Annotated in this window: 13 protein-coding genes and 1 tRNA gene; 12 read left to right on the forward strand and 2 right to left on the reverse strand. The window is 51.9% G+C overall.

Features of this window, described 5'->3' with window-relative positions:
- Positions 1-4 precede the first annotated feature (4 nt).
- Complete coding sequence (locus A3844_RS07765; protein WP_074107077.1) at positions 5-979, reverse strand: BadF/BadG/BcrA/BcrD ATPase family protein; 975 nt, start codon at positions 977-979, stop codon at positions 5-7.
- Positions 980-1,207: 228 nt separating this feature from the next.
- On the opposite strand from A3844_RS07765, the gene A3844_RS07770 reads away from it, so the two are divergent.
- The 9 genes from A3844_RS07770 (at position 1,208) to A3844_RS07810 (ending at position 11,401) form a co-directional block, all read left to right on the forward strand.
- Positions 1,208-2,050, forward strand: a complete 843-nt coding sequence (locus A3844_RS07770; RefSeq protein WP_074107078.1) for a MurR/RpiR family transcriptional regulator — start codon at positions 1,208-1,210, stop codon at positions 2,048-2,050.
- 25 nt (positions 2,051-2,075) lie between these two features.
- A complete protein-coding gene (locus A3844_RS07775) occupies positions 2,076-3,428 on the forward strand; it encodes an ABC transporter substrate-binding protein (RefSeq protein WP_074107079.1) in 1,353 nt (450 codons plus the stop codon).
- A 68-nt stretch (positions 3,429-3,496) separates the two neighbouring features.
- Positions 3,497-4,408 carry a carbohydrate ABC transporter permease gene (locus tag A3844_RS07780; protein WP_074100626.1) on the forward strand — a complete coding sequence of 304 codons (912 nt, stop codon included), beginning with the start codon at positions 3,497-3,499 and terminating at the stop codon, positions 4,406-4,408.
- 21 nt (positions 4,409-4,429) lie between these two features.
- Positions 4,430-5,263: a carbohydrate ABC transporter permease gene (locus A3844_RS07785; protein ID WP_074084195.1), complete on the forward strand. Its 834-nt coding sequence runs from the start codon at positions 4,430-4,432 to the stop codon at positions 5,261-5,263.
- A gap of 37 nt (positions 5,264-5,300) precedes the next feature.
- Positions 5,301-6,407: an ABC transporter ATP-binding protein gene (locus A3844_RS07790; protein WP_074107080.1), complete on the forward strand. Its 1,107-nt coding sequence runs from the start codon at positions 5,301-5,303 to the stop codon at positions 6,405-6,407.
- Between the two features lie 36 nt (positions 6,408-6,443).
- The gene (locus tag A3844_RS07795; RefSeq protein ID WP_074107081.1) at positions 6,444-7,145 is read left to right on the forward strand and encodes a hypothetical protein; all 702 of its coding nucleotides are present in this window, start codon (positions 6,444-6,446) and stop codon (positions 7,143-7,145) included.
- Positions 7,142-8,389, forward strand: coding sequence for an exo-beta-N-acetylmuramidase NamZ family protein (locus tag A3844_RS07800; protein WP_083606752.1), 1,248 nt, complete (start codon positions 7,142-7,144; stop codon positions 8,387-8,389). The genes A3844_RS07795 and A3844_RS07800 overlap by 4 nt, the downstream gene beginning before the upstream one ends.
- Positions 8,390-8,426: 37 nt before the next feature.
- A complete protein-coding gene (gene nagZ, locus A3844_RS07805) occupies positions 8,427-10,214 on the forward strand; it encodes a beta-N-acetylhexosaminidase (RefSeq protein ID WP_074107082.1) in 1,788 nt (595 codons plus the stop codon).
- Complete coding sequence (locus A3844_RS07810; protein WP_074107083.1) at positions 10,211-11,401, forward strand: anhydro-N-acetylmuramic acid kinase; 1,191 nt, start codon at positions 10,211-10,213, stop codon at positions 11,399-11,401. The genes nagZ and A3844_RS07810 overlap by 4 nt, the downstream gene beginning before the upstream one ends.
- Positions 11,402-11,901: 500 nt before the next feature.
- On the opposite strand, the gene A3844_RS07815 is transcribed toward A3844_RS07810, so the two are convergent.
- A tRNA-Arg gene (locus A3844_RS07815) sits at positions 11,902-11,975 on the reverse strand.
- A gap of 109 nt (positions 11,976-12,084) precedes the next feature.
- Between A3844_RS07815 and A3844_RS07820 the strand changes: the two genes are divergently transcribed.
- The 3 genes from A3844_RS07820 to clpP all read left to right on the forward strand — a co-directional run bounded on the left by A3844_RS07820 (position 12,085) and on the right by clpP (position 15,357).
- On the forward strand, positions 12,085-13,041 hold the full coding sequence (locus tag A3844_RS07820) for a hypothetical protein (protein ID WP_178381921.1): 957 nt from the start codon (positions 12,085-12,087) through the stop codon (positions 13,039-13,041).
- A 97-nt stretch (positions 13,042-13,138) separates the two neighbouring features.
- Positions 13,139-14,476, forward strand: a complete 1,338-nt coding sequence (tig, locus tag A3844_RS07825; RefSeq protein WP_074107084.1) for a trigger factor — start codon at positions 13,139-13,141, stop codon at positions 14,474-14,476.
- Positions 14,477-14,766: 290 nt separating this feature from the next.
- Positions 14,767-15,357 (forward strand): ATP-dependent Clp endopeptidase proteolytic subunit ClpP, encoded by a 591-nt coding sequence (gene clpP / locus A3844_RS07830; protein WP_025708435.1) that lies wholly within the window; start codon positions 14,767-14,769, stop codon positions 15,355-15,357.
- The last annotated feature ends 2 nt before the right edge of the window (positions 15,358-15,359 follow it).

The following is a 15,359-nucleotide window of genomic DNA, read 5'->3' on the forward strand; positions in this document are numbered from 1 at the left end:
CTGTCTATTGTTGTCTGTGGTGATGTTTCGATTTCCCGTCCGTTTCGTCCAGCAGCAGCTTCCCCAGCCTTGCCGCCCCCGTGGACGGCGGAGCTCCGTGGCTCCCATCCACAATCTCCAGGGCACTGCTGAATTTCAGCAGACGCTGGCAGAAGAGTCTATAAAAAACGCGAGAATACCTGAAGACCGAACCGCTGAGGACTACAGGAAGCGTCATCAGCACCGGGTTTTGGCGCAACAGCGCAGCCGCCGTATCGCTAAGAGCTTCCGCCTCTTCAGAGAGAATGGCAGTTGCGGCGGGGTCCCCGGCTTCAGCCGCTCCGATACAGAGCTTCGAGAAGGCGGCAATCTCAGCTTTGGTATGAGAAGGATGATAAATATATTCCTTCAAATCAGTGATCTGCTGTAAACAGTATTCTTCCATAATCATACCGGTCATTACGGTAGGAGGCTGAGCAGCGTCATGGCTGCGCATTACGGTCTGGACTGCACGGAGTCCAATCCGGTAGCCGCTGCCTTCATCCCCAAGAAGATGCCCCCATCCGCCTGTACGATGGCAGGAGCCATCCGGGCTGTAGCCATAGCAGATCGAGCCTGTCCCCGAAATAATCAGTGTTCCGAAGCTGTTGCCCAGCGCAGCCATCAATGATATTTGTCCTTCAGATTGGATGAATACCGGGATGGATATTCCGCGCTTCAACAAATGCTGAAGAACAGCGTTCTTTAAGCAGGCTTGTTCCTCCTTTGTCGAAAAACCTGACACTGCAAGACAGATCGAAGTCATGTCAGCTACGTCTGTCTGCAAACGTTCCAGCAATCCGTCAATAGCTGACATGACTCTTGTAAGCGCTACACCTAAGGTCGCGCTATGAGGATTGGAGGGGCCGCCGATATAGCGTGCAAGTAGCTCTCCCGCCTCATTCAAAGCGGATGCATCGGTCTTTGTGCCGCCACCATCAAGGCCTAAGTACACTTTCATCGATCACTCACCACTTTGATTTTTTCCTAATTATATGAGAATCGGCCCGTAAAGTAAAACAAAATTTCACAAATAAAAAAGTTGTTGAAATTTTATTTCACAGCTCATATAATGAATTCATTCCAAGTAATTGGGAGAATAGCAAACGGAACAAGTTATATTATCTAACATCAATTTGTGCAGTGTTTGTGTAAGGTCGGCCATTACATGAGGGGGTGCTTGGATTTAATGAACGGCGGATTAATTCGACTAAGGGAAATGTATGATGCATTAAGTCCTTCTGAACACAAGATTGCTGCTTATATCCTGCAGAACCCGGATGAGATGATTCAACTCTCAATTGCGGATTTGGCAGCGAAGAGTGGTTCAAGTCAGGCGGCCATCGTAAGGTTGTGCAAGACTATTGGTTTCAAGGGTTATCAGGATCTGAAGATCAAGGTGGCGGGGGATCTGCAGGGCAGAGATCCGGCAATCATCGGCTATCAGGAAATCCGCCCGAATGATACCATTGCGGCGATCATGCAGAACGTATCCAATAATAATATTCAATCGATCCGGGACACGCTGACGATTCTGGATGAAGACATGGTAGAACGGGCCGTGGAGGCCATTGACCGCGCCAAGCGAATCTATTTTTTCGGCGTGGGCGCTTCCAATCTGATTGCGATGGATGCCCAGCAGAAGTTTCTGCGGATTAATAAGACCAGCTTTTCCTTTGCCGACCCTCATGTTCAGCTTACGAGCGCGATCACAGCTTCGGAAGAAGATGTGGCTGTGTGTATTTCATACTCCGGAGAAACCAAAGAGGTCATCCGGGCCGCTTCTATTGTCAAAGAAAATGGAGGGACTGTCATCAGTATTGCCAAGTATGGCAGCTCTACCTTGAGCAGGAGCGCAGACATCCCGCTATGCACCTCCGCTACCGAGAATGAAATCCGCAGCGGAGCGATGGCTTCCCGGATCACCCAGCTTAATCTGATTGATATTCTATATCTTGCTGTTGCGAGCCGGAATTATGAGCAGTCCGTTACTTATTTGGAGAGAAGCAGACAACATATCAAACGGCTATAGCCTGGAAAACAAAGGGGAGACAATAATGAAGAAACGTTTATGCTTGGGTTTGGTTCTGGTCATGATGCTGATTAGCGCTTGCAGCAACTCCGGAGGCAAGGAGGCAGCAAACCGTCCGGATGCCAAGGACACCATTACGGTCTGGACCTATCCGGTTCATGGTACCTACGAGGATGAGCTCAAAGGACTGGTTGCTGATTTCCAGAAGGAACATCCGAACATCACCGTTAAGACGGAAGTGTTGTCTTGGGCAGAGGGTCCGAAGAAATTCGATGTTGCCCTGAACGCCGGCAGTCCTCCTGATCTGTATTTTCACAGTGTAGATGGCACTTATGTCAACACCGGACTGGCATTGGATCTCGACCCGTTCATGACCAATGAGATCAAAAATGACTACCTGCCGGGAACACTTGCGCTTGCGCAAATAGGCGGTAAACAGTATGGCCTTCCGCTGTACCAGTTCCAATGGGGCTGGGGCGGGAATAAGCGCATTCTCGAAGAAGCCGGAATTGACTGGGCGGCCATCCAGCAGAACGGCTGGACCTGGTCTGAGTTTGAAACGGCGGCTGCCAAGCTGACCAAGAAACTCCCGGACGGCTCCACCCAATACCCGCTGGTCACAGACGGAACCTCGCTCGATTTCATTGAGATGCTGTCCCGCAACAATAATATGCCGGATGTCCTGGACGAATCAGGTGCTTTCCAGTGGAACGATGACCGTATCCTGGGTACGCTGAGCTTCATCAAAGGCCTGCTGGATAAAGGTTATTTGCCCAAAGAGACTTCAGCAATTGCTCCAGCCAAACGTTCCGATATGTTCTATGCCGGACAAGCGGCTATAATCTCCAAGGCTATTCCCTACTATGATGTCATGATTCAGAACCGCAACAAGGATATTGACGCCGGTACGGTCAAAGGCGAGAAGATCGACTTTGTCCTGCTCCCGGTTCCCCATAAGGATGATGCTCCTGCGAAAACGACTATGGGAGCAGAAGGCTACATTGCTTTTAAACAAAAGAACGACAAAGGCGAGCAGCATGCCAAAAATACCTTCCTTGTCCTGGATTACCTGAGCGGAGCGAAAGCCGGAAACTCCTCCAATGAATTGGTGCTGCCATTTGTACGCAAATCCCAGGCAGAGCAGTATGCAGGCAAAGCACTTGGCACAGAAGAGACCATTAAGGCATCGGAGATCATGGCCAAGAATATGGCGATGCCTGTAACCCTGAAGCTCGATACAGCCATTGCCGCCAAAATGAAGCAATTTAAAGAGCAGGTAGTCACTCCTAACATGCAGGCGCTGTATTCCGGAGAGAAAACACCGGAAGCTGTTGCTGAAGATTTCAAGAGTAAAGGCAGCCAAATGCTGGGCAAATAGTTCTTTTATCGGGGGCGTCCTTCAGATTACGGATAGGGCGTCCTCTCTGAATAGAGGAGGGATAAGGGATGACGACAATCGCGCCAAACCGGGTGCGCAGTTCCGCCGGCAGATTATGGCGTGAATACGGCTGGGCCTACCTGTTTATCCTGGCACCGGTCCTGCTGTTTCTGGTGTTTACACTATATCCGGTGGTATCGGCTTTGATCATGAGCTTTCAGCAGTACAACATTATGAACTCGACCTGGATCGGCTTCGATAATTATGAACGGCTGTTTCAGGATGCAACCTTCTGGAAATCGATGCGCAATACTGTCATTTTTACGGTGTGCACGGTTCCCGTCAATATCATCATCACCTTTGTGCTGTCTTATTTGATTTATCAGATGAAAACCAAATGGCAGACCTTCTTCAAGGCCACCTTGTACCTGCCTGCAGTCGCCTCGGGCGTAACGATATCCATCGTGTGGCTGGCGATTTTTGATCCGACGAATGTCGGGCTGTTGAACCGGTTTCTGGAATGGTTTGGCCTGGACCCGGTGATCTGGCTGGGGCAGTCCAAAACCGCGCTGTTCTCGCTGATCCTCATGAACTGGCTGGGCTCGCACGGAGCCGGAATCATCCTGTATCTGGCCTCGATGGGCGGAGTTCCGAAATCGCTGTATGAGGCGGCGGACATTGACCATGCCAGCGGCTGGACCAAATTCACCCGGATTACCTGGCCTTTGCTCAAACCGACCACGCTGTATCTGCTCGTAACGGGAGTTATTACTTCCTTCCAGGTGTTTATCTCCGTGTATATGATGACCCAGGGCGGACCTAACTTTGCGACAACAACGATTGCTTATCTGATCTACCAGACGGCGTTCCAGTTCTATGAATTTGGCCTGGCTTCCGCGCAGTCGTTTGTGCTGGCCTTTCTGATTATCCTGGTCTCTGTCATTCAATTTAAATACTTCTCGAGTGACGTCGAGTATTAGGGCGGAAGGAGCAAACCTGTTATGAAAACCAGATCAAAGACCATCTTTCTGCTGATCGCGGCTGCGTGTCTTATCGTGTGGAGCATTGTGACCATTATTCCGCTGTACTGGATGCTTGTCGGCTCTGTGCAGGACTCGGCGGCCACCGCCAGTTTCCGTCCCAGCATGCTGCCGGAGGCCTTCTCATTTGCGCCGTATGAACGTTTTTTCGCCAAAACAGCGGCCTGGCGCTGGCTGCTCAACTCTTTGTTCATTTCCTCGGTGCTGACAATTACCAATGTGTTTTTTGCTTCCCTTGCGGGCTATGCTTTTGCGAAATTGAAATTTCCCGGTAGCAACGCGATTTTCTGGGTGCTGCTCAGTACGATGATGATCCCGGCCCAGGTCACGCTGATTCCGCTCTATATTCTGATCGTCAATGTGTTCAATCTCGGAGACAGCTATACCGCAATTATCCTGCCTACGGCTATTACGGTCGGCAACATTTTTCTTATGAAGCAGTACATGTCTTCGCTGCCGACCTCGCTGATTCATGCGGCGCGGATCGATGCCTGCAGTGAATTCGGGATCTTCTGGAAGGTGATCCTTCCGCTGGCGAAGCCGGGGCTTGCCGTACTGGCCATTTTCACATTCGTCGCTTCCTGGAACGAATTCTTCTGGCCGTTTCTGATTACGAACTCTACCGAGATGCGGACCATACAGGTGGGCCTGGCATCCTTCGTGTTCGCGGAATCGACGGATTTTGGGGCCATTATGGCGGGGGCGAGCGTAGGAGCTTTGCCGATGCTGATTTTATTCTTCTCTCTGCAGCGCTACTTCCTGCAAGGCATTACTATCGGAGCCGTCAAAGGCTGAGTTATAGCAGAAATTCTATTTTTGGAGGGGAAGAGCAATGGCACGAGTTGAATTCCGGAATGTGCGCAAACAATTTGACGATCAGAACAAGCAGACCTTTACGGCGGTGGCGGGTTCCGATTTTGTGATTAACGATAAAGAATTTGTTGTGTTCGTAGGCCCCTCAGGCTGCGGCAAAACCACCTCGCTACGGATGATCGCAGGACTGGAGCAGCAGACTAGCGGGGATATTGTGATCGGCGAACGCATCGTCAATAATCTTCATCCCAAGGACCGCGATATCGCAATGGTTTTTCAGGATTACGCGCTGTATCCCCATATGACGATCCGTGAGAATTTGTCGTTTGGCCTGAAGAATCTGAAGAAGCCGAAGGCTTATATTGAGCAAAAGGTCCAGGAGGCCGCATCGATTCTCGGACTTGACGACATGCTGGAACGCAAGCCGCGCGAGCTGTCCGGAGGCCAGCGTCAGCGTGTGGCGCTGGGCCGGGCTATTGTGCGGGATCCGCAGGTATTCCTCTTCGACGAGCCGCTGTCCAATCTGGATGCCAAGCTCCGCATTCAGATGCGGGTTGAGCTGGGTGAACTGCACAAACGCCTCGGCGCCACCATTGTGTATGTGACCCACGATCAGGTGGAGGCGATGACGCTCGGTGAACGGATTGTGGTCATGAATAAAGGAGTCATTCAGCAAGTGGCTTCTCCAACCGAGCTGTATGCGAACCCCCGGAATATGTTCGTGGCCGGTTTTATTGGTTCTCCGGCCATGAATTTCATTGATGCACGGGTGGAAGAAGAACGTATCCGGATTGACGGAGCGGAATTCGTTCTGTCACAAGATGCTGCGGAAGGGCTGAAGAGCTACAACGGGCGTGAAATTATTCTTGGCATCCGCCCGGAGCATATTTATGGCGAAGATTTCGCACCAGGTGTATCCACAGAACATCAGATGCAGGCACATATCAAGGTTGTCGAGCATCTCGGCTCGGAGAATCTGGTCTACTTCAGAATAGGCAGCAGAACCGTTACCGCGAAGGTCCATCCGGAAACCAAGGCATACAGCAATCTCAGCAAGCAATTCATCTTCGATCTGAACAAAGCGCGTTATTTCGATCCGGCAACGGAAGAGAGAATCGATTGGTAAAGCAGCGGATCAAATCACAGAAGGAGGAGACAAGTCATGCAGAAACTGAATCAGGTATTAGTCAGCACGGGAGTGGAGTCATTTAGGGAGATTGTGCCTATCACACTGCTTAGTCTGGCCAGCTCAGCCATGCTGGTGCCGGTGGTGATTTTCACGCCTATGGCGCTGGCGTTTATCCTAATTCCGCTTCTATATATGCCTTTGTTCTATGGCGTATTCTATGCGTATCACCGGAGAACGGAAGGAAAGAAGCTGTCGGTCAAAGAGATGTTGTCGGGTGCCCGCAAGGGCTTTGTCCCAGCCGTCGTGTTCGGCCTGTTCTGCTCCTTGCTGGTGCTGGTTTTAGGGTCCACCTGGTGGTTCTACGGCGGCCGCGACGGAGTGGTGAACTGGACGATAGCCATTTTTCAGACTTATTTTGTAGCAATGGCCTTTGTCTCCCAATTCTATACGCTGGAGCTGGTGCTCCAGAATAAGCTGGGTATCTTCAAGGCCATGGGGGAGAGTGTTAAGCTCTTTCTCCGCTATCCTGCCTATACCATCGGTGCCTTCTTTCAAGCGCTGGTCGTTGGTGTAATGCTCGTGGTTACGGTTGTCGGTTTTGCCTCGCTGTTTAATGGCATGCTTGCCGTTTATCTGCATAAAGCGGCTTATAATGTGCTTCACCCTGACGAGGATGCCGGAGCTGATGGTGTTCCCGAGACAAATGCGGCCTATGCGGAAGGCAGGCTGATATGACCGGAAAGGGAAGCAATGGAGCGGACCAGCGTTCCGGTGACGGCCAGGTTTTACGCGGAAGGCAGGCTCCTGTAAGGAGGGCTGTCCGCAGCGGAGCGGACCGGCTTGCCGCAGGCTTTTCTCATCCCCTGCTGGACGGACGGCGGATTGGGCTGGTGACGAATCCAACAGGCATCACAGCGGATTTTCATTCTACGGTGGAGGTTTGCAGAGGGCTTGCTTCCTCCAGGCTTACCGCTCTTTTTGCCTGTGAACATGGTATTTACGGCCAGCATCAGGCTGGAGTAAGGTTCGGGGATGAATTCGATGCTGTGCTGGGCATTCCCGTCTATAGCTTGTATGGGGAGCATAAGAAGCCGGTTTCTTATATGCTGGAGGGCTTGGACACCATTGTTTTTGATGTCCAGGATTTGGGGGTACGGTTCTATACGTATCTGTCGACACTTCTGTATGTTATGGAGGCCTGTGCAGAGCATGGCATAAGCCTGCTTGTGCTGGACCGGCCGTCCCCGCTTGGCGGCATTGGCTGCGAGGGAGGGCTTTTACAGGAAGGCTATGAATCTATGGTTGGCGCATGGACCATGCCTATCCGTACCGGAATGACGATTGGCGAATTCGCGCGGATGGCTAATGACAGGAAAGGTCTTCACTGTGATCTGGATGTGATTCCGCTGGAGGGCTGGACCCGGGAAATGGAATTTACGGATACGGGGCTGCCCTGGATGCTGCCTTCGCCCAACATGCCGACTATCGAGACGGTGCGGGTGTATGGCGGCACTTGCTTTTTTGAGGGGACCAATCTGTCGGAAGGACGCGGGACGACGATTCCGTTCCAGTGGATTGGAGCACCTTGGCTGGATGGCGCCTGTCTTGCTGGAGCGATGCGGAAGCATGAACTTCCCGGTGTGCATTTCCATCCCCTGCATGCAACACCGGCGTTCTCGAAGCATCAGGGTGAATTATGCGGTGGGGTGCGCTTGTTCGTGACAGACCCGCAGAGGTATGAGCCGGTGCACACAGGGCTTACTCTGCTGCATGAGGTGAGCACGCTGTATCCTGAGTATTTTGAATGGCTCACTCCGCCGGAGGGCAGGACGAGATATTTCATTGATTTGCTGACTGGCGGAGAGGAGGTACGCCGCTCTATCGGCACAGTGGAAGGATTGCAGGCAATTGCTGAGGAATGGCGAAGTGACAGTGCTAAGTGGCTGGCTATGCGTCAGCCTTATCTTTTATATTCTTAAATCGTAACCAGATAACTGAATTTGGGGAGGCGCAGTGATGGCAATCGTTTGGCGTGAAGTGGCAAGGCTGGAAACCGGTCTTGATGCGGCGGTCGCCGCAATGAGTCTGAACGATAAAATCGGCCAGATGCTGATGTGCGGATTCGATGGAACTGCGGCATCGGATGAAGTGCTTAAGCTTGTGGCTGACAACGGGATTGGCGGTGTGATTTATTTTGCCCGCAATGTGGAGTCGCCGGAGCAGGTTGCCTTGCTGACTGCGGATCTGCAGAAGGCTGCAGCCGAAGGGGGCAAGGCTCCACTCTGGATTTCGATGGACCAGGAAGGCGGGATGGTTGCCCGGATTACCGGCGGCATCGCCCTTATGCCTGGCGGGATGGCGATCGCCGCTGCCGGATCACTGGAAGATGCCTACCAGGCGGCACTTATCAGTGGCCGCGAGCTGGCCGCGATGGGCATTAATTTGAACTATGCCCCTGTGCTGGATGTCAACAACAACCCGCAGAATCCGGTGATTGGAGTCCGTTCTTTCGGAGAGTCGCCGGAATTGGCGGCTGATTATGGCGCGGCGATGATTCGCGGCTATCAAGAAGCGGGCGTTGCCGCTACAGCAAAGCATTTTCCGGGTCACGGCGATACTGACGTTGACTCACATCTTGACCTTCCAATGATCCCGCACGGCCGGGAGCGGATGGATCAGGTGGAACTGGTGCCGTTCCGCAGAGCCATCGCCGAAGGTGTGGATGCCATGATGTCGGCACATATTTACTTTCCGGCACTTGAGCGCGAGAAGCTGCCGGTTACACTGTCCAAGACGGTTCTGACCGGGCTGCTGCGTGAAGAGCTGGGGTACCAGGGGATCATTATGACCGATTGTATGGAGATGAATGCTATTGCTGAGCACTACGGAACGGTGGAGGCATCGGTGCTGGCTGTTGAAGCAGGCGCGGATATGGTTCTGGTCAGCCACCGTGCCGACCGACAGCTCGCAGCGATGGAGGCGATCCGCAGTGCGGTAACGGTTGGCCGCATCAGTGAAGAGCGGATTGATGAATCCGTCCTGCGGCTGCTGGCGCTGAAGGTAAAGCGGGGAGTGATTGCCGAAGGCAAGGAGAACGTGGGGATGGACGGTTCTATGGGTGCAGCCGGCGATAATCCTGGTGCAGGAGTGGTTGTCGGACTAGAGGCTGGTGCCGTTGGGGGAGCTACGGCTGCTTCAGGAAACTCGGATTTCAGCGGGGAGCTTGCTGATCTTGGAGCTGCGGCTCATCTTGAAGTGGCACGGCGTATCAGTGAAGCCAGCATAACGCTGGTTCGCAATAACAGTTCTATCCTTCCCCTGAAGAAGACTGGGAGGACATTGGTGATTACGGCTGCCCCTGTGGTGGCAACGCTGGTCGATGAGTCGTTCTCAGCCGCACCCGGGCTGGGGGCAATGCTCGCAAGACACGGGCTGGACAGTATTGACCGTGTGGTTCCTGCTGCTGAAATCGGGACTTATGCGGCAAAGCTGCTGGAGGAAGCACGTACAGAGGAAGTCGTGCAGATTGTCGTTGGCACGTACAATGCCCAGTTTCATGCCGGGCAGATTGAGCTGGTGGAGCTGCTGCTTGGTCTTGGAAAGCCGCTCGTGATTGTAGCCCTGCGCAATCCATACGATCTGCTGGCTATGCCGGGTGTTCAGGCTTACGCCGCAACTTATGAGAGCCGCCCGCTTGCGCTGGAGAGCGCAGCCCAAGCGCTCCTCGGACACATTGCGTTCCAGGGCAAATTGCCCGTTTCACTTGGCGGGGAATATCCTGCTGGCTGGGGGATGGGATCATGATTAGCCCGCTCTGGAACCACAAGCCGAGCTCTGTGGTTGTTGGACTGATGTCCGGCACTTCGCTGGACGGCATAGATGCCGCGATCGTTTCTATAGAAGGAAGCGGTCTACAGGCTGAGGTTAAGCTGCTGCATTATTTCAGCACCCCATATGATGATGAACTCAGGGAGCGGCTTAAGGAGCTGTGCACAGTGCAGCATTCATCGGTTGATCTGGTGTGCGGCATGAACGTGTATCTGGCGGAACGTTTCGCTGAGGCAGCCATTGAGGCCGTTCGCAATGCCGGAATGGAGATGAAGGAGATCGACCTGATTAGTTCGCATGGGCAGACCGTATGGCATATTCCGCAGCCGGATATTCAGGACCCCTATCTTATAAGATCCACACTGCAGCTCGGCGATTTGTCCGTGCTTGCGAAACGGACCGGATGCATGGTTGTCGGAGATTTCCGTCCGGCAGATATGGCGGTGGGAGGGCAGGGGGCACCGCTGGCTCCTTACGGAGACCTGATTCTGTACCGCGATCCCGGCAAGGGGAGATTATTACAGAACATTGGGGGTATCGGCAACTGTACGGCGTTGCCACCGGCAGCGGGGCCGGAAGATGTGTTCGCTTTTGATACCGGACCCGGCAATATGGTCATCGATCAGGTCGTATACCTGCTGAGCGGCGGTGAACGGTCTTACGATGATGGCGGAACCTGGGCAATGCAGGGGACAGTAGACTGGATACTTGTAGAGGAAGTGATACAGCATCCGTACTTTGGGCTGCAGCCTCCGAAGTCTACAGGCCGTGAGGTATTCGGCAAAGCCTACGCCGAGGAATTTGCCGCCAAGGCGAGAGAACGAAGTTTAGCCGATGCGGATATTGTAGCAACGGCTACAGCCTTTACCGCGCGGACGATAGCAGAAGGCTACAACCGGTACGTGTTCCCGTTATGCCGGATAGACGAGGTCATTGTCAGCGGTGGCGGCGCGCATAATGCTGCGCTGCTGGACATGCTGCAAGCAATGCTGCCGGATCAAAAGGTACTCACCTCAGGCCAACTAGGCTACAACGATGATGCGAAGGAAGCTATTATTTTCGCTTTGCTGGGCAATGATTTTATGCACGGAGTGGCGAATAATCTCCCGTCCGCTACAGGTGCTGAGCGGCAGACTATTATGGGCAAGCTGGCCTTTCCTTAGGTGCTCGCGGCTTACACAACAGGTGCTCAAGGCTGCTAACGGCTCTGAGCATCTGTTTCTGGATTTTGACCCCGAAATCCCCCGGTTCAACTATATGGGTACAAGAATTTTCCAATCTCCAATGTTACGGACACAGTAGACACTATTTACTGGGAAAACCCTTTGGCAGACACTTGCGGACAGAGAAGGCGTTATTGGAGCGGAATTCCCCCGTTTTGTGCTGCCTCAGCCAGATTAACGTCTCTCCAGTCCGCAACCACCCCGAAAACAGTGCTATTGTGCAAATAGCGACTCTGGAGTCCGCATAACACATAAATTGGGAACACGTACAAATAGCCTCCCCGAAGGGAGGCTGTTGTGTAATGTCCCGGAAAGGATGCAGCCAAAACCCGGCTGATTGCGAAGCGTGTGCTCACGGGGCATAGGCTCCAACGAACCAACCTTGGGGTTCTCATCCCCGGACGCACGAACAGCCTCCCCGAAGGGAGGCTGTTCTATGACGTCCCGGAAGGGATTCGAACCCCCGACCGTGCGCTTAGAAGGCGCATGCTCTATCCGGCTGAGCTACCGGGACATGATGTGACACTGAAAAGCAAGCAAAAATTATGTTATCATATATAGATAACTTTTTCAACTTTTTTTTTTGAAACAGCGGTGGGATATGCTATAATCTACAATTGATCATGGTTCGGAGAAAAGGAGGTGCCCTCATTAATCATTCGAATTCCCCCGCCAAAGAGAATATCGTACTGTTTCCGAAGACGCTGGATTATTATCAGATTCAGTTGACGGTAATGCTGGAGAGTGAACGTTACGGGGAAGCGATGGAACTGCTGCGGTTTCTGCTGCAATGCCAGGGACAGGAAGAGCGGCACTACGAGGAATGGCAGTCACTTTTGGAATGGCTGGAGGCAGCCTTCCCCTATGCGGCTCATAACGGAGATGACAATTCGGAGAACTCTACGGGCGAGCAGGATCTGAAGGAAGAAGACATGGCCCGGATACTGGCTAAATCCAAGCTTGAAGAGGACGCGGATTATCCTAACAAGCTGCTGCACAAGGTAATGCACGAGCCTTTGTCGGAGGCGACGATTCTAGCGCTGGAGCAGTTGTCCTATCTCGAAGGTGGTCACATTGACGAGTCGCTTACCGGCTGGCTGGAGCAGACCGCGGTTCATCCGCTCTTGCAGTTCAGGACCCTGCAGACACTCCGCCGACGCGGAGCTCAAGGTACCGTCGGGTTGCTGCGCTCCGGTGAGCTGTCCTATATTGAGATCGAAACGGTACCGCTGGCCAATGAAGAATTTCCGCCTCAGGTGACCCAGGTGCTGGAACGGGTAGCTGAGCAGGCGGAGGTGCATGAGCCGACACTGTATTATTTTGCCCAGGAGCTGTGGGGTCAGTTCATGATGTCAATTTATGGTTCGGATGAATACCGCAAGCTTCTTGAGGGAGAGGACGCGCAGCTAGATATATGGGCAGGTGCGCTGCATCAGATGGTGTCTGAGAGCCTGAACGGAACCCGTCAGGAGGAGGAAACGCGGGCCATGTACGGAATCACAGGCAGCATGCGCTTTCAATTCGAAGGGGCATACCGCTCTCTCAAAGGATTTGTTAAGAGTTCTCTACTTGATAAATAGATCAATGTTGTATATAATATAATGGTTATTCTGTGCGTGAATTACGTGATTATTTTTAAGAAAACATGTAACCTATTTTTGGAGGGAAAAGTATAATATGAAAGCAACCTGGGAAAAAATAGAGAAGAACCTTGGAGTTCTTGAAGTCGAAGTAGAAGCAGAACGTGTAGCTGCAGCGCTCGACAAAGCTTTTAATAAAGTAGTTAAGAAAGCGAACGTACCTGGTTTCCGTAAAGGTAAAGTGCCACGGCCGATTTTTGAATCCCGTTTCGGTGTAGAAAGCCTGTATCAGGATGCCATCGACATTCTTCTTCCTGAAGCTTACGGTGAAGCGGTTGAAGAAACCGACATCTTCCCTGTAGACCGTCCTGAAGTGGATATCGAGCAGTTCGCCAAAGGCCAGCCGTTCATCTTCAAAGCAAAAGTTACAGTGAAGCCAGAAGTGACTTTGGGCCAGTACAAAGGCGTAGAAGTTCCAGTTCAGAAAGCAGAAGTTACTGAAGAAGAGCTGGATGCTGAACTGAAACGTCTGCAAGAGCGTCATGCTGAGCTTGTTGTTGTGGAAGACGCACCAGCAGCTAACGGCGATATCACTGTGATCGACTTTGACGGATCTGTAGACGGCGTGCAATTCGAAGGCGGCCAGGCTGAGCGTCATTCGCTGGAACTGGGAAGCAATTCCTTCATTCCAGGATTCGAAGAACAGGTAGTAGGCATGTCCACTGGAGATTTCAAGGATGTTGAAGTAACGTTCCCTGAGGCTTACCATGCTGAGAACCTTGCAGGCAAAGCAGCAGTATTCAAAGTGAAGCTGCATGAAATCAAACGCAAACAGCTTCCTGCCCTGGACGATGAATTCGCTAAGGATGTAAGTGAATTCGATACCCTTGAAGAATACAAGGCAGATCTGAAGGCACAGCTGGAATCCCGCAAACAGGAAGAACTCAAAGGCGTTCGTGAAACTGCGGTAGTTGACGCAGCAGCAGCAAATGCTGATGTTGAAATTCCTGATGCTATGATCGCAAGTGAAGTAGCGAACATGGTTCGCGATTTTGATAACCGTCTTCGCCAGCAAGGTATGAACATGGACATGTTCCTTAGCTTCTCCGGCCAGACTCGTGAAGATCTTGAGCTTCAGATGAAGGGCGACGCCGAAAAACGCGTACGCAACAACCTGGTGCTGGAAGTAATCGCCAAGGCTGAGAACATTGAGGTTTCTGAAGAAGAAGTAACAGCGGAACTCGCTTCCATGGCAGAATCCTTCAAACGTACTCCTGAAGAAATCCGCAGCATCTTGGCGGCCAATGGTTCCCTGAGCAGCCTGAACGATGAAATTTCGCTGCGCAAGACTATTGATTTCCTCGTAGAGAACAGTATTGAAGTTGAAGCTCCGGCAGTTGAAGAAGCTGCAAAAGAAGAAGCTAGCGCTGAGTAATCATTTTCGAGAACTGCATTCCAACTAGAACGGCCAAGCAAGGCGGCCTCCATAAACATAGATAAGGCGCGTAATTTCTGTTACGTGCCTTATTTTTATCGGCGGAGGTAGATATCAAATACATAATCACAGTCATAGGAATTGGCATTCTCATGGGATTTGCGCTATAATGGCATGCACATGAACAATGCGATATCTGCAGCAGTGAAAAAATGACATAGCGCCTTGAACGTGTTAAAATATTTCTGAAACGGAAAGACTAATCTGTACAGAGAAAAGAGGTTGGTGGCATGAGTCTGGTACCAATGGTTGTGGAATCAACAAGTCGGGGAGAACGGTCATACGATATCTATTCCAGATTGCTGAAGGACCGCATTATCTTCCTAAGCAGTGCGATTGACGATGATGTCGCCAATCTGGTCATTGCCCAATTACTGTTCCTGGCAGCAGATGACCCCGAAAAAGACATTCACCTGTACCTCAACTCGCCCGGTGGTTCTGTGACAGCCGGCATGGGTATATATGATACGATGCAATACATCAAACCGGATGTCTCGACGATCTGCGTGGGCATGGCGGCAAGTATGGGATCGTTGCTGCTTACGGCAGGGGCTCCAGGCAAGAGATATGCGCTGACTAACAGCGAAGTGATGATTCATCAACCACTCGGCGGCGTTCAAGGGCAGGCATCCGATATCTGGATTCATACCGACTGGATTCTCAAGACGAGACAGAAATTGAATCAAATATATGTGGATCGCACAGGTCAACCCCTTGAAAAAATCGAACGGGATACAGACCGCGATAACTTTATGAGCGCGGAAGAAGCGAAGGAATACGGGCTTATTGACCAGGTGCTCTCTTCACCGATCAAATCTTAAAG

Origin of the sequence: Paenibacillus helianthi, from assembly GCF_001909055.1 — a bacterium.
Classification (GTDB): domain Bacteria; phylum Bacillota; class Bacilli; order Paenibacillales; family Paenibacillaceae; genus Paenibacillus_AQ; species Paenibacillus_AQ helianthi.

Coding starts and splice junctions, on each gene's coding strand:
- A3844_RS07820 (WP_178381921.1), top strand. CDS start 12,085: ATGGTTCGGAGAAAAGGAGGTGCCCTCATTAATCATTCGAATTCCCCC.
- A3844_RS07785 (WP_074084195.1), top strand. CDS start 4,430: ATGAAAACCAGATCAAAGACCATCTTTCTGCTGATCGCGGCTGCGTGT.
- A3844_RS07780 (WP_074100626.1), top strand. CDS start 3,497: ATGACGACAATCGCGCCAAACCGGGTGCGCAGTTCCGCCGGCAGATTA.
- A3844_RS07790 (WP_074107080.1), top strand. CDS start 5,301: ATGGCACGAGTTGAATTCCGGAATGTGCGCAAACAATTTGACGATCAG.
- nagZ (WP_074107082.1), top strand. CDS start 8,427: ATGGCAATCGTTTGGCGTGAAGTGGCAAGGCTGGAAACCGGTCTTGAT.
- A3844_RS07765 (WP_074107077.1), bottom strand. CDS start 979: ATGAAAGTGTACTTAGGCCTTGATGGTGGCGGCACAAAGACCGATGCA.
- A3844_RS07810 (WP_074107083.1), top strand. CDS start 10,211: ATGATTAGCCCGCTCTGGAACCACAAGCCGAGCTCTGTGGTTGTTGGA.
- A3844_RS07770 (WP_074107078.1), top strand. CDS start 1,208: ATGAACGGCGGATTAATTCGACTAAGGGAAATGTATGATGCATTAAGT.
- A3844_RS07795 (WP_074107081.1), top strand. CDS start 6,444: ATGCAGAAACTGAATCAGGTATTAGTCAGCACGGGAGTGGAGTCATTT.
- tig (WP_074107084.1), top strand. CDS start 13,139: ATGAAAGCAACCTGGGAAAAAATAGAGAAGAACCTTGGAGTTCTTGAA.
- clpP (WP_025708435.1), top strand. CDS start 14,767: ATGAGTCTGGTACCAATGGTTGTGGAATCAACAAGTCGGGGAGAACGG.
- A3844_RS07775 (WP_074107079.1), top strand. CDS start 2,076: ATGAAGAAACGTTTATGCTTGGGTTTGGTTCTGGTCATGATGCTGATT.
- A3844_RS07800 (WP_083606752.1), top strand. CDS start 7,142: ATGACCGGAAAGGGAAGCAATGGAGCGGACCAGCGTTCCGGTGACGGC.